Source organism: Streptomyces sp. JLYT201 (assembly GCF_059448825.1).
In genome coordinates, this window is record NZ_CM182551.1 from 4,401,593 (window position 1) to 4,420,563 (window position 18,971).

General features: G+C 72.2%; 17 protein-coding genes. 3 read left to right on the forward strand and 14 right to left on the reverse strand.

Going from position 1 to position 18,971, the window contains the following annotated elements; all coding sequences use genetic code 11:
- Positions 1–38 precede the first annotated feature (38 nt).
- The 7 genes from AC5WAM_RS17965 to AC5WAM_RS17995 form a co-directional block, all read right to left on the reverse strand.
- The gene (locus AC5WAM_RS17965; RefSeq protein ID WP_366790976.1) at positions 39–1,001 is read right to left on the reverse strand and encodes a zinc-binding dehydrogenase; all 963 of its coding nucleotides are present in this window, start codon (positions 999–1,001) and stop codon (positions 39–41) included.
- A gap of 92 nt (positions 1,002–1,093) precedes the next feature.
- A complete protein-coding gene (gene hemB / locus AC5WAM_RS17970) occupies positions 1,094–2,083 on the reverse strand; it encodes a porphobilinogen synthase (RefSeq protein ID WP_242720691.1) in 990 nt (329 codons plus the stop codon).
- 140 nt (positions 2,084–2,223) lie between these two features.
- Positions 2,224–3,894, reverse strand: a complete 1,671-nt coding sequence (locus tag AC5WAM_RS17975) for a bifunctional uroporphyrinogen-III C-methyltransferase/uroporphyrinogen-III synthase (RefSeq protein WP_366790975.1) — start codon at positions 3,892–3,894, stop codon at positions 2,224–2,226.
- Positions 3,891–4,850: a hydroxymethylbilane synthase gene (gene hemC, locus AC5WAM_RS17980; RefSeq protein WP_366790974.1), complete on the reverse strand. Its 960-nt coding sequence runs from the start codon at positions 4,848–4,850 to the stop codon at positions 3,891–3,893. Before hemC ends, AC5WAM_RS17975 begins: the two co-directional genes overlap by 4 nt.
- Positions 4,847–6,577, reverse strand: coding sequence for a glutamyl-tRNA reductase (locus tag AC5WAM_RS17985; protein ID WP_495523149.1), 1,731 nt, complete (start codon positions 6,575–6,577; stop codon positions 4,847–4,849). Before AC5WAM_RS17985 ends, hemC begins: the two co-directional genes overlap by 4 nt.
- Positions 6,574–7,329: a redox-sensing transcriptional repressor Rex gene (locus AC5WAM_RS17990; RefSeq protein WP_366790972.1), complete on the reverse strand. Its 756-nt coding sequence runs from the start codon at positions 7,327–7,329 to the stop codon at positions 6,574–6,576. The genes AC5WAM_RS17985 and AC5WAM_RS17990 overlap by 4 nt, the downstream gene beginning before the upstream one ends.
- A 451-nt stretch (positions 7,330–7,780) precedes the next feature.
- The gene (locus tag AC5WAM_RS17995; protein WP_495523150.1) at positions 7,781–8,080 is read right to left on the reverse strand and encodes a glutaredoxin family protein; all 300 of its coding nucleotides are present in this window, start codon (positions 8,078–8,080) and stop codon (positions 7,781–7,783) included.
- 130 nt (positions 8,081–8,210) lie between these two features.
- Here AC5WAM_RS17995 and AC5WAM_RS18000 point away from each other — a divergent pair, with 130 nt between their 5' ends.
- From AC5WAM_RS18000 to AC5WAM_RS18010, 3 genes are all read left to right on the forward strand, one after another.
- Positions 8,211–9,149 carry an HAD family hydrolase gene (locus AC5WAM_RS18000; protein WP_366790970.1) on the forward strand — a complete coding sequence of 313 codons (939 nt, stop codon included), beginning with the start codon at positions 8,211–8,213 and terminating at the stop codon, positions 9,147–9,149.
- A 611-nt stretch (positions 9,150–9,760) separates the two neighbouring features.
- Positions 9,761–10,531 carry an ECF subfamily RNA polymerase sigma factor, BldN family gene (locus AC5WAM_RS18005; protein ID WP_138961157.1) on the forward strand — a complete coding sequence of 257 codons (771 nt, stop codon included), beginning with the start codon at positions 9,761–9,763 and terminating at the stop codon, positions 10,529–10,531.
- A 346-nt stretch (positions 10,532–10,877) separates the two neighbouring features.
- Positions 10,878–12,110: a DUF5667 domain-containing protein gene (locus AC5WAM_RS18010; protein WP_366790969.1), complete on the forward strand. Its 1,233-nt coding sequence runs from the start codon at positions 10,878–10,880 to the stop codon at positions 12,108–12,110.
- Between the two features lie 128 nt (positions 12,111–12,238).
- Here AC5WAM_RS18010 and AC5WAM_RS18015 read toward each other — a convergent pair whose 3' ends face one another.
- The 7 genes from AC5WAM_RS18015 to AC5WAM_RS18045 all read right to left on the reverse strand — a co-directional run bounded on the left by AC5WAM_RS18015 (position 12,239) and on the right by AC5WAM_RS18045 (position 18,934).
- Positions 12,239–13,411, reverse strand: coding sequence for a lysophospholipid acyltransferase family protein (locus AC5WAM_RS18015; protein WP_495523151.1), 1,173 nt, complete (start codon positions 13,409–13,411; stop codon positions 12,239–12,241).
- A gap of 14 nt (positions 13,412–13,425) precedes the next feature.
- Positions 13,426–14,529, reverse strand: a complete 1,104-nt coding sequence (locus AC5WAM_RS18020; protein ID WP_138961154.1) for an NAD-dependent epimerase/dehydratase family protein — start codon at positions 14,527–14,529, stop codon at positions 13,426–13,428.
- A 348-nt stretch (positions 14,530–14,877) separates the two neighbouring features.
- Positions 14,878–14,976 carry a 30S ribosomal protein bS22 gene (locus AC5WAM_RS18025; protein WP_003948845.1) on the reverse strand — a complete coding sequence of 33 codons (99 nt, stop codon included), beginning with the start codon at positions 14,974–14,976 and terminating at the stop codon, positions 14,878–14,880.
- A gap of 132 nt (positions 14,977–15,108) precedes the next feature.
- Positions 15,109–15,318: a helix-turn-helix domain-containing protein gene (locus AC5WAM_RS18030; RefSeq protein ID WP_157164103.1), complete on the reverse strand. Its 210-nt coding sequence runs from the start codon at positions 15,316–15,318 to the stop codon at positions 15,109–15,111.
- Between the two features lie 129 nt (positions 15,319–15,447).
- A complete protein-coding gene (locus AC5WAM_RS18035) occupies positions 15,448–16,263 on the reverse strand; it encodes a phosphatase (protein WP_242720672.1) in 816 nt (271 codons plus the stop codon).
- A 291-nt stretch (positions 16,264–16,554) separates the two neighbouring features.
- Positions 16,555–17,727: an acetoin utilization protein AcuC gene (locus AC5WAM_RS18040; RefSeq protein ID WP_366790966.1), complete on the reverse strand. Its 1,173-nt coding sequence runs from the start codon at positions 17,725–17,727 to the stop codon at positions 16,555–16,557.
- The gene (locus AC5WAM_RS18045; protein WP_495523152.1) at positions 17,678–18,934 is read right to left on the reverse strand and encodes an MFS transporter; all 1,257 of its coding nucleotides are present in this window, start codon (positions 18,932–18,934) and stop codon (positions 17,678–17,680) included. The genes AC5WAM_RS18040 and AC5WAM_RS18045 overlap by 50 nt, the downstream gene beginning before the upstream one ends.
- Between the last annotated feature and the right edge of the window lie 37 nt (positions 18,935–18,971).

The window sequence follows — 18,971 nt, forward strand, 5'->3', positions numbered from 1 at the left end:
GTTCGCCCTCAGGGCGCGAGCCTTCGGGGCGCGAGCCCTCAGGGCACGAGCACGACCTTGCCGGTGGTCTCCCGGCGTTCCAGGGCGGCGTGCACCTCGGCCGCGTGGGACAGCGGGAAGGACTGCACGGCGGGCACGAGGTCGCCGCGCGCGCCCGCGTCCAGGGCGCGGCGCTCGTAGCCGGGCCGGTCCCCGGGCCGGGCCAGGAGGTCGAGCAGCGCGTCGACGTGGGCGACCCGGTCGGACGCGGGGGTGAAGCCGACCTGTGAGGCGGCCCCGATGGACACGAACCGGCCACCGTCACCGATGAGTTCGAAGGCGGTGGCGGCCAGGGTGCCGCCGACCCCGTCCAGGACGACGGTCACCGGCCGGTCGGCGCCGAGCAGGCGGCGGACGGTGTCGTCCCAGCCGTCCTCGCGGTAGTCGACGGCCTCGGCGCCGAGCTTGCGCACGGCCTCGGCCTTGGCGGGGCCGCCCGCAGCGCCGACCACGGTGGCGCCCGCGGCGAGCGCGTGCTGGACGACGAGGCGGCCGACGCCCCCGGCCGCGGAGGTCACGAGGACCACGTCGTCGGCGGTGATCCCGGCGATGTCGAGCAGCCCCACGGCGGTGGCGCCGGTGACGACCATGGCGACGGCGTCCTGGAACCCGAGCCCCTCCGGCAGGGGGTAGACCTGTTCCACCCCGGCGACGGCCAGCTCGGCGTACCCGCCGGGCGCCCCGTAGGCGGTCACCACGGCCCGGCCGAGCCAGGAGGCGTCGACCCCGGGGCCGACCGCGTCGACGACCCCGGCGACCTCGCCGCCGAGGATCGCGGGCAGCTCGGGCAGCGGAGGCGCCAGGTCACTGGCGGCTCCCGCCCGCATCACGGTCTCGATGAAGTGGACCCCGGCCGCCCGTACGGCGATCCGGACCTGGCCGGGCCCCGGCTCGGGGTCCGGCACGGTCTCGTAGCGGAGGTTCTCCGCGGATCCGAATTCGCGCAGTACGACGGCGTGCATCTGTGGTCCTCCCGGGCGGGCGACGAACGACCTGACACACACCACTCTGGAACCTCAACTTACGTTGAGGTCAAGCGCGGCCGGGAGACGGCTCAGAGCTGCCGGGCCACCTCGGTCGCCCAGTAGGTGAGGATCAGATTGGCCCCGGCCCGCCGGATTCCGGTGAGCGACTCCATGATCGCCTTGTCCCGGTCGATCCAGCCGCGTTCGGCGGCGGCCTCGATCATCGCGTACTCACCGGAGATCTGGTACGCGGCCACGGGCACGTCCACGCGCTCGGCGACCTTGGCCAGAACGTCGAGGTAGGGCCCGGCGGGCTTCACCATCACCATGTCGGCGCCCTCCTCCAGGTCGAGCGCCAGCTCCCGCAGGGACTCGCGGAGGTTGGCCGGATCCTGCTGGTAGGTCTTGCGGTCGCCCTTCAGCGAGGACCCCACGGCCTCCCGGAAGGGGCCGTAGAACGCGGACGAGTACTTGGCGGTGTACGCGAGGACCGCCACGTCCTCGTGCCCGGTCTGGTCGAGGGCGTCCCGGATGACGCCGACCTGGCCGTCCATCATGCCGCTCGGCCCGACCACGTGCGCGCCCGCGTCGGCCTGCACCTGCGCCATCTCGGCGTACCGCTCCAGGGTGGCGTCGTTGTCCACGCGGCCCTCGCTGTCGAGGACTCCGCAGTGCCCGTGGTCCGTCGTCTCGTCCAGACAGAGGTCGGACATCACGATGAGGTCGTCGCCGACCTCGGCCCGCACGTCGCGGATCGCGACCTGGAGGATGCCCTCCGGGTCGGTGCCCGGCGTGCCCAGGGCGTCCTTCTTGGACTCCTCCGGCACCCCGAACAGCATGATCCCGGAGACGCCCGCCTCCAGCGCCTCGACGGCGGCCTTCTTCAGGGTGTCCCGCGTGTGCTGGACGACGCCCGGCATCGCGTCGATCGCCACGGGCTCGTCGATGCCCTCCCGCACGAAGGCGGGCAGGATCAGATCGGCCGGGTGCAGCCGCGTCTCGGCGACCATCCGCCGCATCGCGGGGGTGGTGCGCAGCCGCCGGGGCCGCGAGCCGGGAAACGAACCGTAGGTGCTCACTCTTGACTCCCTTCCGGCGGGCTGACCCAGCCCGTCCGGCGTCTCAGGACGAGGCCGAAGGCCGATGAACGGAGGTCCCGGAGGGCAGCGCCCTCCGGTCCGGGAAGGGGCGGGCCCGGGGCACGCCCCGCGAGGGCACCTTACGGCGCCGCGGCCCGCCGCCTCCGCGCTCCTGGCCGACGCTCGCTGGGCCTGGTCACCGGGTCCCCCGCCGCCAGCGCGGCCGCGCGGCGACGCTGGCCGAACTCCGCGAGCGCGGCGGCCAGCTGGTGCACGGACGGCTCGGGAGCCATCACGTCCACGCGCAGGCCGTGCTCCTCCGCGGTCTTCGCCGTGGCGGGACCGATGCAGGCGATGACGGTCACGTTGTGCGGCTTGCCGGCGATGCCGACCAGGTTGCGCACCGTGCTGCTGGACGTGAAGAGCACGGCGTCGAAGCCGCCGCCCTTGATGGCCTCACGGGTCTCCGCGGGCGGCGGCGAGGCCCGCACGGTCCGGTAGGCGGTGACGTCGTCGACCTCCCACCCGAGGTCGATGAGCCCGGCGACCAGCGTCTCCGTGGCGATGTCGGCCCGGGGCAGGAACACCCGGTCGATCGGGTCGAAGACGGGGTCGTACGGCGGCCAGTCCTCCAGGAGGCCCGCGGCGGACTGCTCGCCGCTGGGCACCAGGTCCGGCTTCACACCGAAGGCGATCAGCGCGGCCGCCGTCTGCTCGCCCACGGCCGCGACCTTGATGCCCGCGAAGGCACGGGCGTCGAGCCCGTACTCCTCGAACTTCTCGCGCACCGCCTTGACGGCGTTCACCGAGGTGAAGGCGATCCACTCGTAGCGCCCGGTCACGAGCCCCTTGACGGCCCGCTCCATCTGCTGGGGCGTGCGCGGCGGCTCGACGGCGATCGTCGGCACCTCGTGCGGCACCGCGCCGTACGAACGCAGCTGGTCGGAGAGCGACGCCGCCTGCTCCTTCGTGCGCGGCACGAGCACTCGCCACCCGAAGAGCGGCTTCGACTCGAACCACGACAGCTGGTCGCGCTGGGCGGCGGCGGAACGCTCACCGACCACGGCTATGACGGGCCGGCCCCCGTCCGGCGACGGGAGGACCTTCCCCTGCTTGAAGACCTGCGCGATGGTGCCGAGCGTCGCGGTCCAGGTGCGCTGGCGCGTCGTCGTACCGGCGACGGTCACCGTGATCGGCGTGTCGGGCTTGCGCCCGGCGGCCACCAGCTCACCGGCGGCCGCAGCCACCGAGTCCAGGGCCGTCGAGACCACCACGGTCCCGTCCGAGGCGCCGACCTCGCTCCAGCAGCGGTCGGACGCGGTGCGCGCGTCGACGAAGCGCACGTCGGTGCCCTGCGCGTCCCGCAGCGGCACCCCCGCGTAGGCGGGCACGCCCACCGCGGCCGCGATGCCCGGCACCACCTCGAAGGGGATGCCCTCGGCGGCGCAGGCGAGCATCTCGTCCGCGGCGTCCGTGTCCAGGCCGGGATCGCCGGTCACCGCACGCACGACCCGCCTGCCGCCCCGCGCCGCCTCCATGACAAGATTGGCCGCAGCCCGATCCGGTACAGCCGTCGGCGCCTGAGCGCCCTCTGACGTGCCGTCAGCGGTCTGCTGCAGGGGTGTGTCCACACCCCCTCGGGCATGCACACGTACGACATCGAGAACATCCGGCTCGGCGATCAGCACATCCGCTCGGGCCAGCGCCTCGACGGCGCGCAGAGTCAGCAGTCCCGGATCTCCGGGTCCGGCACCGAGAAAGGTGACGTGCCCGTGTGCGGGAAGGCCGGGAAGGTTCGAGGTGGGGCTCAAAGTGCTCGCTCCCCCATCAGACCGGCCGCGCCCTTGGCGAGCATCTCGGCGGCGAGTTCCCGCCCGAGCGCCATCGCCTGGTCTTCCGTCTCGGGCACGGGACCGGTGGTGGTCAGCTGCACCAGCGACGAGCCGTCGGTGGCACCGACGACGCCGCGCAGGCGCATTTCCTTGACAACCTGTCCGTCGGCCAGCAGGTCGGCCAGCGCTCCCACGGGTGCGCTGCAGCCGGCCTCCAGGGCGGCGAGCAGGGATCGCTCGGCGGTCACGGCGACCCGTGTGTACGGGTCGTCGAGCTCGGCGAGCGCGGCGACGAGGGCCGCGTTGGACGCGGCACACTCGATCGCCAGTGCCCCCTGGCCGGGGGCGGGCAGAACCATGTCGACCGACAGGAAGTCGGTCACCTCGTCGAGCCTGCCGACGCGGCTGAGTCCGGCGGCGGCGAGGACGACGGCGTCGAGCCGCCCGTCGTGCACGTATCCGATCCGGGAGTCGACGTTGCCGCGGATCGGCACGGTCTCGATGGTCAGACCGTGAGCGCGGGCGTACGCGTTGAGCTGCGCCATGCGGCGCGGCGAGCCGGTGCCCACCCGGGCGCCGTCGGGCAGCTGCGCGAAGGTCAGGCCGTCGCGCGCGATCAGCACGTCCCGCGGGTCCTCGCGCACCGGCAGCGCGGCGAGCGTGAACTCCTCGGGCTGCGCGGTCGGCAGGTCCTTCAGGGAGTGCACGGCGAAGTCGACCTCGCCGTCGCGCAGCGCGTCGCGCAGCGCGGTCGCGAACACACCGGTGCCGCCGATCTGCGCGAGGTGCTCGCGCGAGGTGTCGCCGTACGTGGTGATCTCGACCAGCTCGACGGGACGCCCCGTCAGCTGCCTGACCTCCTCGGCCACCTGGCCGGACTGGGCCATCGCCAGCTTGCTGCGCCTGGTCCCGAGCCTGAGGGCCCTCTCGGTCATGCCCGGCCTCGCTTCGGGTCGTCGTTCTGGTGGTGCTGGTCCTGCTGGCCCGCCTGCGCGCCGGGGGCGTCCCGCAGGTGGTCGGCCCGGGAGACGGCCGCGACCGTCTCCGGGTCCAGGTCGAAGAGGGTGCGCAGCGCGTCCGCGTACCCGGCGCCGCCGGGCTCGCTGGCCAGCTGCTTCACCCGCACCGTCGGCGCGTGCAGCAGCTTGTCCACGACGCGGCGCACGGTCTGCGTGATCTCGGCCCGCTCCTTGTCGCCGAGCCCCGGAAGGCGCCCGTCGAGCCGGGCGATCTCGCCGCTGACGACGTCGGCGGCCATGGTGCGCAGGGCGACCACGGTGGGCGTGATGTGCGCGGCCCGCTGGGCGGCGCCGAACGCGGCCACCTCGTCGGACACGATCGTGCGCACGGCGTCCACGTCGGCGGCCATCGGCGCGTCGGCGGAGGCCTCCGCGAGCGACTCGATGTCGACGAGCCGAACGCCCTCGACGCGGTGCACGGCCGCGTCGATGTCCCGCGGCATGGCCAGGTCGAGCAGCGCGAGCGCGACGGTGCGGGCGGGGGCGGCGACCTGCGCACGGGCCAGGGCCGTCGCGGTCCGCGCCGCGGCGCCGCCGCCGACGGAGGGGCTGTTGTCGACGAGCGCGCCGTGCTGCTCGTACGCGTGGGCGTCGCCGATGTGCGGCCCGGAGTCCGGGCCGTCGGTGCCGTCGGTGCCATCGAGGACGTCAGTGCCGTCAGGGCTCTCGGTGCCGTCGCCGGGCGTGACGAGGCAGGTGTCGTCCGCGCAGGCCCGGTCCGCGTCACCGGTGGCCGCGGGCGTGCCCGCCTGGCCGGGGAGCGTCACCGCGGGCGTGCCCGTCCGGCCGGAGACCGCCGCCGCGACATCGGCGCCCGTGAGCACGAGGCCCGTCGCGCCGGTACAGGAAACGGCCACGTCGGCACGTGTCAGCTCGGCCGCCACCGCGTCCATCCGGACCGCTCGGGCGCGCACGCCGGTGCCGCCCTCGGCCAGGCTGTTTGCATTTCGCTCTTCGAGCAGGAGCGCGAGCCGCTCGGCCCGCTCCAGGGTGCGGTTGGCGATCACGACCTCGTCGACGCCGGAGCGCGCGAGGGTCGCCGCCGCGAGGGACGACATGGAGCCCGCGCCGATCACCAGGGCGCGCTTGCCCTTGGCCCACGCCTCCACCGGCTCGCGCCCGGCGAGCTGCTCCAGGCCGAAGGTCACCAGGGACTGCCCGGCCCGGTCGATGCCGGTCTCGGAGTGCGCCCGCTTGCCGACGCGCAGGGCCTGCTGGAACAGGTCGTTGAGCAGCCGCCCCGCGGTGTGCAGGTCCTGCGCCCGCGCCAGGGCGTCCTTGATCTGGCCGAGGATCTGCCCCTCGCCCACGACCATCGAGTCGAGGCCGCACGCCACCGAGAACAGGTGGTGCACCGCCCGGTCCTCGTAGTGCACGTACAGATAAGGGGTGAGCTCTTCGAGACCCACGCCGCTGTGCCGGGCGAGCAGCGTCGACAGCTCGGCCACGCCCGCGTGGAACTTGTCCACGTCCGCGTACAGCTCGATGCGGTTGCAGGTGGCGAGCACGGCGGCCTCGGCCGCGGGCTCGGCGGCCACCGTGTCGTGCAGCAGCTTGGCCTGCGCGTCGACGGTGAGCGCGGCCCGCTCCAGGACGCTCACCGGAGCGCTCCGGTGGCTGAGGCCAACGACGAGGAGACTCATGCCGGCATCACCGCGGGGACGTCCCCGTCGGGTCCCTTCCGGTGCTCCTGGGAGGCGGCGGGCACGGCGGTGCCGTCGCCCGCCCCTTCCTCGCCGGCCTTGCGCTGCTCGTGGAAGGCGAGGATCTGCAACTCGATGGAGAGGTCGACCTTGCGCACGTCGACGCCGTCCGGGACGGTCAGGACGGTCGGCGCGAAGTTAAGGATGGAGGTGACGCCGGCGGCGACCAGACGGTCGCAGACCTGCTGGGCGGCGCCCGCGGGGGTCGCGATCACGCCGATCGAGACACCGTTGTCCGTGATGATCTTCTCGAGGTCGTCGGTGTGCTGCACCGGCATGCCCGCGACGGGCTTGCCCGCCATCGCCGGGTCGGCGTCAATGAGGGCGGCCACGCGGAACCCGCGCGAGGCGAACCCGCCGTAATTGGCCAGGGCGGCGCCGAGGTTACCGATGCCGACGATGACAACCGGCCAGTCCTGGGTCAGCCCGAGCTCGCGCGAGATCTGGTAGACGAGGTACTCGACGTCGTAGCCGACGCCCCGCGTTCCGTACGAACCGAGGTACGAGAAGTCCTTGCGCAGCTTCGCGGAGTTGACCCCCGCGGCGGCCGCGAGCTCCTCGGAGGAGACCGTGGGCACGGAGCGCTCCGACAGTGCGGTCAGCGCCCTCAGGTACAGCGGAAGCCTGGCGACGGTGGCCTCGGGGATCCCTCGGCTACGGGTCGCCGGTCGGTGAGTTCGGCCAGTTGCCACGGTGCTCCTGCGGGTAGAGCGGGGCTGCGGGCGGCCCCACGTCCCCAGACCGCCCCGTCGAATGCAGGCTATGTCTTTGTGAACGCGTGCACAAAGATGGTGTCCGATTTGCCCGCCCAACGTGACCGGGGTCACGCGCCCCTGGCGCACTTTCGTGGAACCGGCGCACGGCCAGGAACGACACTCACCTGACGGGGGCAAAGCCGCACACACTCCTCATGATCATCGCCCCCGAGACCTCACAACCGCACCCGATGCTAAACGACTTTCCGGACAGCTCAGGACGTCATAACCAGCCATCGGCGCGCACGGCCCCCGCCGCACCCGTGCTATGCGACCGGCCACCGCCCGCCCTTCCGTCCGCCGCTCCGCCGTGCGTTCCGTTACTCCGTACGTTCCGTTATTCCGTGCGTTCCGCTACTCCGTGCGTTCCGCTACTCCGTGCGTTCCGCTACTCCGTGAGCACTCGCCGCAGCCGCCCGGCGTCGACCTTCCAGAAGGTGTGCTGCTCCCCGTCCACGAGCACCACCGGAATCTGCTCCCAGTACTCCCGGTGCAGCACCTCGTCCTCGGTGATGTCCTTCTTCTCCCAGGCGACGCCGAGCTCGCCGCACACCTGCTCGACGACGGCCTCGGCGTCCTCGCACAGATGGCACCCGGGCTTGCCGACCAGCGTCACCAGCCGGTCCCCGGGTGCCTTCGCGGCGCTCCTGGCCGCCTGCTTCGCCGTCCTACGAAAAATCGGGCTCATGCCTCCAGCTTCCTACGCGCTCCCGCACCCCGGGCGCACCTCGCGCTGTGACCAGCGCGACACAGCGAGTTGACGGGTTCGCATCCTCACCTTCACGGGACAACCGAACAGAGTGGCTATGCTCGACGGCATGGCCGCTCTCGGTTGGCTCCACCCCCGTAGGCGCTCCGCCACCGCGCGCAGCGTCCTGGCAGGCGAGGCCTCGGCGGAGGCCGCTCGCAAGACCTCGCAGGAGCTGGAGGACCTCGCGCGGACCCCGGCGCCCGACGAGGCCGAGGGCCCCGAGTTCCCGGTGGCCGGCGACGACAAGGCCGCCGCCTTCTTCGACCTCGACAACACCGTGCTGCAGGGCGCCGCGCTCTTCTACTTCGGCCGCGGCCTGTACCAGCGCAAATTCTTCCAGCGCCGCGAGCTCACCCGGTTCGTCTGGCAGCAGGCCTGGTTCCGGCTCGCGGGCGAGGACCCCGAGCACCTCCAGGACGCCCGCGAGAGCGCCCTGTCCATCGTCAAGGGCCACCGCGTCGCCGAGCTGATCTCCATCGGCGAGGCCGTGTACGACGACTATCTGGCCGACCGCATCTGGGCCGGCACCCGCGCCCTCGCCCAGGCCCACCTCGACGCGGGCCAGAAGGTCTGGCTGGTCACCGCGGCGCCGGTGGAGATGGCCACGATCATCGCCCGCCGCCTCGGCCTGACCGGCGCCCTCGGCACGGTCGCCGAGTCCGTGAACGGCATCTATACGGGCAAGCTCGTCGGCGAGCCCCTGCACGGCCCCGCCAAGGCCGAGGCGGTGCGCGCCCTGGCCGCCGCCGAGGGCCTCGACCTGGCCCGCTGCGCCGCCTACAGCGACTCCCACAACGACATCCCGATGCTGTCCCTCGTCGGCCACCCCTACGCGATCAACCCCGACGCCAAGCTGCGCAAGCACGCCCGCGCCCGCGACTGGCGGCTGCGGGACTACCGCACGGGGCGCAAGGCCGCGAAGGTCGGCATCCCGGCCGCCGCCGGGGTCGGGGCGCTGGCCGGGGCCACGGCGGCGGCTGTGGCGCTGCACCGTCGCCGCCGGTGAGCCCTCGGGGCGCGTGAGCCGTTCCTCGGCGCTGCGCGCCTCGTCCTCAAGCGCCGGACCGGCTTCCCCGTCGCGCTGCGCGCTCGTCCTCAAACGCCGGACGGGCTTCCTTGTCGCGCCGCGCCTCTCGTCCCCGAGCGCCGGACCGGCTTCCCTGCCGCGCCGCGCCTCTCGTCGTTGAGCGCCGGACGGGCCTTTCGTCGCGCTGTGCCCCGAGCCTCGGGTGCCGGGCCGGCTTTCCTTCCGTGCCGCTCGATTGTGTGTGCGGCTCGGCCGGTCGCCACGTACCGTCACCTGTGCGAAAACGGCGGTAATCGTTCTCTCTTACCCGTCGGGCCTCCCGCCAGTCCCGTTCGTTCAACTCGGCCACAACACGCCCCCCGCTCAGCCGGAATGCGCGCCGTTTCGATCAACAAGCGTTCAATAACCGGTACTTGTCCGACCGCTGATCGGTATGAGAAGCGACGTAATCGATGATTTGAGCAACTGGGTGTAGCGCTGCCTGTACGAAGCGTTATTCTCCTCAGACGCATGACAGGACCTTGCACGTCGCTACGACGGGTGAACGGTCCCGCACTGCACGTGATGGAAGCTCTGCCTCTGGGAGTCCCGTGTACCCACACGTCGGGGTTGACGCCTCGGGCCTGGCTACGCTGCGCGCAACGGTCCTCGACCGCCTGCGCGGCTTCGTCCCCACCGCGTACGCCGTCCCCGCCTTCGCCGTCCCGGCACCCGCCGGGCCGTGCTACGCCTTGGCGGACGGCGGTGCCGCGGTCAGCAGACGGTCGCGCTCCGGCGCCGCCACCACCACCCGCCGCCCCGCCGCGGACAGTGACAGCGCCCGCATGATGGACCTCGTCGAACGCGCCCAGGCGGGCGAGGCCGACGCGTTCGGCCGCCTCTACGACCAGTACAGCGACACGGTCTACCGCTACATCTACTACCGCGTCGGCGGCAAGGCGACCGCGGAGGACCTCACCAGTGAGACCTTTCTGCGCGCCCTGCGCCGCATCGGCACCTTCACCTGGCAGGGCCGCGACTTCGGCGCCTGGCTGGTCACCATCGCCCGCAACCTCGTCGCGGACCACTTCAAGTCGAGCCGCTTCCGCCTCGAAGTGACCACCGGCGAAATGCTCGACGCCAACGAGGTCGAGCGCAGCCCCGAGGACTCCGTCCTCGAATCCCTGTCGAACGCCGCGCTCCTGGACGCGGTCCGGCGCCTCAACCCGCAGCAGCAGGAGTGCGTGACCCTGCGCTTCCTCCAGGGCCTCTCCGTCGCCGAGACCGCGCGCGTGATGGGCAAGAACGAAGGCGCGATCAAGACCCTCCAGTACCGAGCGGTCCGTACGCTCGCCCGACTCCTCCCGGACGACGCCCGCTGACCGGCCGCACCCCGGCCGCGACGCGGTCACCCAGCGGCCACCGACCCGGCCCGACCCTCGCCCCGACACCCTCGGCGACGGCCAACTCACCGTCCGTGGCGGCCAGATGGCCGTCGCGGCGCCTCCCCATTCTCCGGCGGTCCGATCATCCTCCGTCCGTAACCCAAGTGCCGCGACGCTCGTTGTGCGGGATGCAGGCTCCCTGTGGTCGCATCCTGACCTCCCCCGAGCTCCGAAAGAGCAGGGGGACGCTCCATTCGCTCACCCGATCGTGTGGAAGCGCTCAGGACCTGCAACCCTCAGGACCCCTGGGGAGTCGACGTCATGACGAGAGGAGGTGCCGCCAGTGATCGCGAACGTATCGGCCCACCGGCGGGCGAACGCCTTCGCCCAGGCCCTGGAGGAGCACTCCGGCCAGGACCCGGCGGCCGAGCAGCCCGAAGAACCCGCCGACCCCACGGTCGCCCGCACCGACACCGCGGCCCCCGGACCGGCCGAGCGCGACCGCCTGCTGGCGCTCGCCGACGGCCTGGCCCAGCTCCCCAGGCCGGAGCTGGATCCGGAGGTCAAGGTGGTGCAGCGGGCCCAGCTCGTGGCGGCCATGGAGGCCATGCTGGCGGAAGGCACCACGGGCGATACCGCCTCCGTGCCGCGCCAGCGCTCCCGCAAGGGCGCCCACCGCGCGCTGCGAAAGCTCAAGCCGCGCTCCCGCCTGTCCAAAGGCATCGCCGCCGGCGGACTCACCGTGGGCGTGGCCGCCGGGGCCTTCGGCGGCATCGCCGCCGCGAGCAACGACGCCCTGCCGGGCGACTCGCTCTACGGCCTCAAGCGCGGCATGGAAGACCTCAAGCTCGGCATGGCCGACAGCGACACCGACCGCGGCCAGATCTACCTCGACCAGGCCTCCACCAGGCTCAGCGAGGCCCGCCGCCTGATGGAGCGCACCCGCGCGGGCGAACTCGACCACGAGTCCCTCGGCGAGGTCCGCCGCGCCCTGTCCGGCATGCGCCACGACGCCTCCGAGGGCCACCGCCTGCTCCGCCAGGCCTACGAGCGCGACGGTTCCCTCGGCCCCATCCAGGCGCTCTCCTCCTTCGCCAAGGCCCACAGCGCCAGCTGGCGCGACCTGCGCGCCCAGCTCCCCGTCCAGCTCGGTGACGTGGGCGAAGAGGTCACCTCGGTCTTCGACGCCATAGAGCAGCAAGTCGACCCGCTGCGCTCCCTGCTCCCCCGCACCCCCGGAAAGCACCGCGCACCGGACGACCGCCCCCGCCAGGACGCCCCCGACACGCCCCGCAGGGAGCGCCCCTCCCCGCACGCCTCGGACGACTCCCAGCCCCACCGCGCCCCGGGCAGGCCACAGGCCCCCGCCCCCTCCCACAAGGAGAGCGACGGCCTCCTCCCCGGAGTCACGGACGGGCTGATCGAGCCCCCCAAGCCCCACACCCCGCCCCCCTCGCACAACACCTCCGAGAAGCCCCACAGCAGCCTCACTCCCGCGAAGCCGGAAGTGACGCTCCCGCCCCTCATCCCCGGCCTCCTCCCGGAACTGGGAATCGAGGACGAGGAACAGAAGTAACGCTCGACGCCTCCGCCCACTCGTTCCCGGAAAAGGGGATGCGAGTGGGCGGAGGCGTCTGCGCAAAGGGCCGGGGGCGACAGCCCCCTCTCGGACTCACAGGAACAGCGGCCCGGAAGAACGGCGGCTCAGAAGAACACCGACCTCCGCTGCACCAACAACTTGTACAGCGTGTGCTGAATCTGCTCCCGCACCTGATCCGTGAGGTTGAACATCAGCATCGGATCCTCGGCGGCCTCCGGCGGATACCCGTCCGTGGGAATCGGCTCACCGAACTGAATGGTCCACTTCGTCGGCAGCGGCACCATTCCCAAAGGACCCAGCCAGGGAAACGTAGGAGTCAGCGGAAAGTACGGAATGCCCAACACCCGGGCCACCGTCTTCGCGTTGCCCACCATCGGGTAGATCTCCTCCGCCCCCACGATGGAGCAGGGCACGATCGGCGACCCGGTCCGCAGCGCCGTGGACACGAAGCCGCCCCGCCCGAACCGCTGCAACTTGTACCGCTCCCCGAAGGGCTTCCCGATCCCCTTGAACCCCTCGGGCATCACCCCGACGAGCTCCCCCCGCTCCAGGAGCGCCCCCGCGTCCTCCGCGCAGGCCAGGGTATGCCCGGCCTTGCGCGCCAGCTCGTTCACCACCGGCAGCATGAACACCAAGTCGGCCGCGAGCAGCCGCAGATGCCGCTGCTGCGGATGGTGGTCGTGCACGGCGACCTGCATCATCAGGCCGTCCCACGGCAGCGTCCCCGAGTGGTTGGCGACGATCAGGGCCCCGCCGTCACCGGGCACGTTCTCGATGCCCTTGACCTCGACCCGGAAGTACTTGTCGTAGACCGGCCTGAGCAGCGACATCAGCACCTGGTCGGTGAGCTCCGCGTCGTACCCGAACTCGTCGACCTCGTAGTCCCCCGTGAGCCGCCGCCGCAGGAAGGCCAGGCCGCCGGCGATCCGCCGGTCCCAGCCGCCCCCGCCTCCTCCGCGCGGCTCGGGCACGGGGGGCGCCACCGCCTCCTGCTCCCCGGTGGAGGCGGACCCGGCGCGGGAGACCCCGGCGCGGGCCCGGCCGTCCCGCCGCGGCCGCCGCCCCGACGGCTCGGGGGCGGACCCGCCCGCGATCCCCGGCTCCGCCTCCTCGACCACCGGGACGTCACCGTCCCGCCCGGTGGGCACCGCCTTGACCTCGCGCACCTTCACCGCGTCGCCCTTGCGGCGCGACACGGTGGTCCGGCGGCGCGGCGGCCGCTGGCCGGCCCCACGCGACCGGTCGTCGTCGAACGGAATGACCTTGGCGTCCGCCATCGTTGACGATCTCCTCAGTTGGCGCTGTGGTGGGCACTGTCGTCGGCTTCGCGTCCGGCGCCCACGGGGGCGCCGCGCTCCGTACCGCCGCCCGCGAACGGCAGTGCCGCGACCCGGTCGACGGCCGCCGCGAGCGCGTCCGGAGGCAGCAGCCCGGGCCCCCGGCCGCGTACGAAGTCCGCGAAGGTCTCCGCGGTCGTGTACTTCGGCTTGAACCCCAGTGTCTCGCGCATCTGCCGTGTCGCCACGACCCGGCCGTGGGTGAGCAGCCGGATCTGCTCGCGCGAGAAGTCCGTGACGCCGAGCGTGCGCAGCGCGGTGCCCACCCAGGTGACGGCGGGCAGCAGCACCGGCAGCGTCGGACGGCCGAGACGGCGCGCGCACTGCGAGAGCAGCAGCAGACCGTCCCCCGCGATGTTGAAGGTGCCGCTGTTGAGGGTGGACCGCGCAGGTTCGTGCGAGGCGAGCCGCAGCACCTCGATCACGTCGTCCTCGTGGACGAACTGCAGGCGCGGGTCGTAGCCGAAGACCGTCGGCAGGACCGGCAGCGAGAAGTACTCGGCGAGCGGCGAGTCCGCGGCCGGGCCGAGGATGTTCGCGAACCGCAGGACGCACACCGCGACGTCCGGGCGGCGCCGCGCGAAGCCCCGCACATAGCCCTCGACCTCGACGGTGTCCTTGGCGAAGCCGCCGCTCGGCAGCGACTTGGGCGGCGTGGTCTCGGTGAAGACCGCCGGGTCGCGCGGCGCCGAGCCGTACACGTTCGTACTCGACTTCACCACCAGGCGCTTGACCGTCGGCGACTTCTGGCAGGCGCCGAGCAGCTGCATGGTGCCGATGACGTTGGTCTCCTTGACCGAGCCGCGGCTGCCGCCGGCGAGCGCGGTGCCCGTGACGTCCATGTGCACGACCGTGTCCACGGCGTGCTCGGCGAGCACCCGGGTGATCGTCGGCTGCCGGATGTCGGCCTGTACGAAGTCGGCGCCGCCCAGATGGTGCTCGGGCGGGATCGCGTCCACGGCGACCACCCGCTCGACCTCGGGGTCGCGCTGAACGCGCCGGACGAACCTGCCGCCTAGCTGCCGGGCCACCCCGGTCACGAGCACGACCTTGCCCAAGATCAGCGCCGCCTTTCCCCAGCCCCGCGTTGCCTCGGTTGTTGCGGACCGCGTACCGCGCTTCGGCCTCTTCAGACCTCGCGGTGCGTCGGGCCTCGCGTTACGTGCGTGGCCAACGCTAGCGGGTCGATGTTGCGCTGTGATGACTGCGAGCTGCGTGAAGTGACGACGGCCACACGACTTCGTAGAGATCAAGCCGTTCGCCCGCCTTTGAACAGTTGAACCCCATATGAGAGCGCCCTCAACGATTCCGGGGTCGTTCCGAGGGCCCCGGAACGCACCGAAGCCCTCCCGTCGGACGACGGGAGGGCTTCAGTACGTGCGCTGGCTCGCTCGCTCAGCTGCCGCTTACTTCTTGTTGCGGCGCTGAACGCGCGTGCGCTTCAGCAGCTTGCGGTGCTTCTTCTTGGCCATCCGCTTACGCCGCTTCTTGATAACAGAGCCCACGACTACCCTCGCTCACTTCTCGGATCACCCCCGCGTCAGCGGGGATATCGGTGCGGGGCGTCTGGGCCCACACGACCTACGTCGGCCTAGCCTACCCGCCCGTTCGCCGAGCCTGTAATCGAGAGCTGTCGCTCAGGCTGTCTCCACCCCCACGTATGAGTCGCGAAGGTACTCGTGAACCGCGTTCTCGGGCACCCGGAAGGACCTTCCGACCCGGATTGCGGGCAGATGACCGCTGTGCACCAGCCGGTACACGGTCATCTTCGAGACTCGCATCACCGCGGCGACCTCCGCCACGGTCAGGAACGCAACCTCGCTGAGAGGCCTCTGGTCAGCAGCCATGACACACCTGAACCTTCCGCACATGACGCGCACCGGCTTCCCCTTCCGGTGACTCCTCGTCGCTGTGCGCTCACTCCCCAGAGTAGGGGCGGGTGATGCGAGTGGGGAAGAGGAGCTGCCATCGGCCGTTTACTGTGACAGACACGCTCGATTGAGTACATAGCGAGTAAGCGGTCGGTAGTAATCAGACCGCACAGCGTCATCAAGCGGAACGACGACGGACACTCGCCCCTCCGCCTCTCCGACGAACAGGGCAGGATCGTCCGTATCCGCCAGACCGATCGCCTCAAACCCCAGCTGACCTGCTCCGCAGACCCATCCGTGGTCCCCGATGACCAGCTCGGGCAGGGGGCCACCGGACTCCGCCTGGACCCCGAGAGCCCGTCGAACCGGCAAGGGCGAATGGCTGTGTGCGCCGGTCTCACTCCCGGTGGGACGCACGCCGGGTTCGCGCACCAGCGCGACACCTTGTACGTAGTCAAGGTTGTACGTGCGTAGGCCGAACCGGGTCGTTATGTCGACACGGCAACCCTGCGCGGGAGTGAGGATCTGGCAGCCCGCCGCCGACAGGGCATCGGCCAACGCGGCGTAGAAGCCAAGGAGTCGGTGCGGGTGCCCCGTCCCGAGCAGCACGGGAACCCTCCTGCGGGCCGCCTCCCGAAGCCGCTCGGCGAACGCGTCGAGAGCCGCCAACGTCCGCTCGGGGTCGATGACATCGGCCCCCGTAGTGTGCCTCGGATCGCCGGACACCCCGCACTTGTCGGCCATGAGCCGCAGCAAGTCGCCGGTGCCCCAGGTCCATTCGGGATCGAGCCCGAGCAGTATCCGCGGGTCCCGGGCGGCGAAGAGCCGGTAGCTCCGCAGGCTCTCCTCCCGCGACGTGGCCACGGGCCCGGCGAGCCGGGCCGCCAGCAGATGCGCGCGCAACGCTCCGGTGCTCAACACGCCCCGATGCTGCCGCAGCCGTCCCGCCCCCACCCCGAAAACACCGAAAACACCGCACAGTTGGGCTAACAGTCCTACGCTCGGGCACTCCGGCGGCGCCCTCCGGCCCGTCCGCCGGGTGAGGACGAGACGCGGAGCGCCGGTCGCGGGGTCCGGGCCCTGGTCAGGGAAGGGGTGCCCCGCGCGCGGGGCACGCTGACGGACACGACACGGACACACGGCCCTGGCTGACACACAGCTCTGCCGGGCGCACAGTCCTGCCGGGCACAGCGGGGAGCACCCGTGAGGGCCTCAGGCGAGCAGCCCCCGCAGCGGAAACACCGCTCGCCGAGCCGCCAACACGGCCTGATCCACACGGTCGGCGGGGTCGTACCCCTCGTCCCACCCCCGCCACCGCACCGGCCACCGCCCGTCCGTCATCCGCCCGGGCGCGAGAACCCGCGCCCGCGCGAACACCTCCCGCCCCCACTCCTCCGGCACACCCGCCGACGGGTCGACCTCCTGCCCCGCCACCACGCCCACCAGGTGCGTCCAGGACCGCGGCACCACGTCCACCACCGCGTACCCGCCCCCGCCGAGGGCCACCCAGCGCCCTTCCGCGTACTCATGAGCCAGGTCATGACAGGCGACCTGCACCGCCCGCTGCGCGTCCAGCGACACCGCCAGGTGCGCCAACGGGTCCTCGAAGTGCGTATCGGCGCCGTGCTGCGTCACCAGGACCTGCGGGCGGAACTCCGCGAGCAGCTCCGGCACCACGGCGTGGAACGCCCGCACCCAGCCCTCGTCCCCGGTGCCCGCGGGCAGCGCCACGTTCACCGCACTGCCCGGCGCCGCCTCGCCTCCCGTCTCCTCCGGCCACCCGGTCTGCGGGAACAACGTCCGGGGGTGCTCGTGCAGGGAGATCGTCAGGACCCGTGGGTCGTCCCAGAACGCGGCCTGCACCCCGTCTCCGTGGTGCACGTCCACATCCACATAGGCGACGCGCTCGGCCCCCAGCTCCAGGAGGCGCGCGATGGCCAGCGCGGCGTCGTTGTACACGCAGAAGCCCGATGCCGCGCCCGGCATGGCGTGGTGCAGCCCGCCCGCGAAGTTCACCGCGTGCAGCGCCTGGCCGTGCCAGACCGCCTCGGCGGCACCGACCGACTGCCCGGCGATCAACGCGGACACGTCATGCATCCCGGCGAACGCGGGCACGTCCATCGTGCCCAGTCCGTACTCCTCCCGCGCCGAAGCGGGGTCGGCTGAGGCGGCCTTCACCGCCGCCACATAGTCCTCGCGGTGGACGAGGCCCAGCGTCGACTCACCGGCACGCTTCGCCGCGACGACGTCCAGCTCCCGGTCGAGCCCGAAGGCACCGATCAGGCTCCTGGTCAGCGCGAGCCGGACCGGGTCCATGGGGTGCTCTGGACCGAAGTCATAGCCCGTTACCGCCTCGTCCCACATCAGCTGTGCGCGCCCGCTCATGTCCGTCACCGTATCGGTCCGGTCCGGGGGCGAACGACCGGGCGTACCGCAGGATCACGAGCACCAACACCAAGGGAACGACCATCGCGCCGCGGTAGTTCCACCCGTCCCCCAGCGCCCCCACCAGCGGCGAACCGACCAGGAACCCCACATAGTTGAAGATGTTGAGCCGCGCGACGGCCGCGTCCGAGGCTCCGGGGAACAGCCGCCCCGCCGCCGCGAAGGTCTGCGGCACGATCACGCACAACCCGAGTCCCAGCAGCGTGAACCCACCGATCCCCACCCAGGCCCCGGGAGCCACAGCCACCACACCGAACCCGGCCGCGCCCAGCACCGCTCCGGCCCGCACCACGGCCACCGCCCCGAAGCGCCGCACCCCCAGGTCCCCAACTCCCCGCCCCACCAGGGCCGTCACCATGTACACGTTGTACGGGACCGTCGACAGCTGCTCCGAACTGCCCAGCACGTCCTGGAGGTACTTGGCACCCCAGTTGGAGACCGTCGAGTCCCCGATGTACACGAACGCCATCACCAGGCACAGCGGCAACAGCGTCCGAAAAACGACCACGCCGTCCTCGGCGTTCCGGCCACCGTCCGCGCCTTCCGGCCCCTCCGGGGTGCCTTCCGTCCCGTCGCCCCCGCGGCCGCGCGCGTCGTCGACGTACCACCGGCTCCCCAGGAACGCGGCGGGCAGCAGCACCACGACCACCGGCAGGTACAGCACGAACAGCGACAGGTCCCAGTGCGCGCCGGCCCACGCCAGGGAGGCCCCCACGATGCCGCCCAGGCTGTACGCGGCGTGGAAGCCGAGCATGATGCTGCGCCCGTAGGCCCGCTGGAGGCTCACCCCGAGCATGTTCATCGAGGCGTCGAGCGCCCCCACCGCGACCCCGAAGGCCGCGAGGGCCACGGCGATCTCCCACATCGCGTCGCCCGCTCCCGCGCCGAGCAGCGCGAGCAGCACCGCGGGCTGCGACCACCGCATGACCCGGCTGGGCCGCACTCGACTCACCAGCCGCTCGGCCCCCACGCTTCCCGCGCCGGCCAGGATGGGCACAGCCGCCAGGAAGACCGGCAGCAGCCCGTCGGATATCCCGTACTGGTCCTGTAGCGCCGGTATCCGCGTCACCAGGAGCGCGAACGCGACGCCCTGCGCCAGGAAGCCGAACGCGAGCGAGGTCCTGCCCCGCCGCAGCGTCTCCGTCATGACGGCGAAGCGTAGGCCCGGGCGCTACCGCTGGGTA

What these genes read in the sequence shown, in the direction of transcription:
- AC5WAM_RS17965 (WP_366790976.1), bottom strand. Translation starts at nt 1,001, where the DNA reads ATGCACGCCGTCGTACTGCGCGAATTCGGATCCGCGGAGAACCTCCGC.
- hemC (WP_366790974.1), bottom strand. Translation starts at nt 4,850, where the DNA reads ATGACCGAGAGGGCCCTCAGGCTCGGGACCAGGCGCAGCAAGCTGGCG.
- AC5WAM_RS17985 (WP_495523149.1), bottom strand. Translation starts at nt 6,577, where the DNA reads ATGAGTCTCCTCGTCGTTGGCCTCAGCCACCGGAGCGCTCCGGTGAGC.
- AC5WAM_RS17995 (WP_495523150.1), bottom strand. Translation starts at nt 8,080, where the DNA reads ATGAGCCCGATTTTTCGTAGGACGGCGAAGCAGGCGGCCAGGAGCGCC.
- AC5WAM_RS18000 (WP_366790970.1), top strand. Translation starts at nt 8,211, where the DNA reads ATGGCCGCTCTCGGTTGGCTCCACCCCCGTAGGCGCTCCGCCACCGCG.
- AC5WAM_RS18015 (WP_495523151.1), bottom strand. Translation starts at nt 13,411, where the DNA reads ATGGCGGACGCCAAGGTCATTCCGTTCGACGACGACCGGTCGCGTGGG.
- AC5WAM_RS18030 (WP_157164103.1), bottom strand. Translation starts at nt 15,318, where the DNA reads ATGGCTGCTGACCAGAGGCCTCTCAGCGAGGTTGCGTTCCTGACCGTG.
- AC5WAM_RS18040 (WP_366790966.1), bottom strand. Translation starts at nt 17,727, where the DNA reads ATGAGCGGGCGCGCACAGCTGATGTGGGACGAGGCGGTAACGGGCTAT.
- AC5WAM_RS18045 (WP_495523152.1), bottom strand. Translation starts at nt 18,934, where the DNA reads ATGACGGAGACGCTGCGGCGGGGCAGGACCTCGCTCGCGTTCGGCTTC.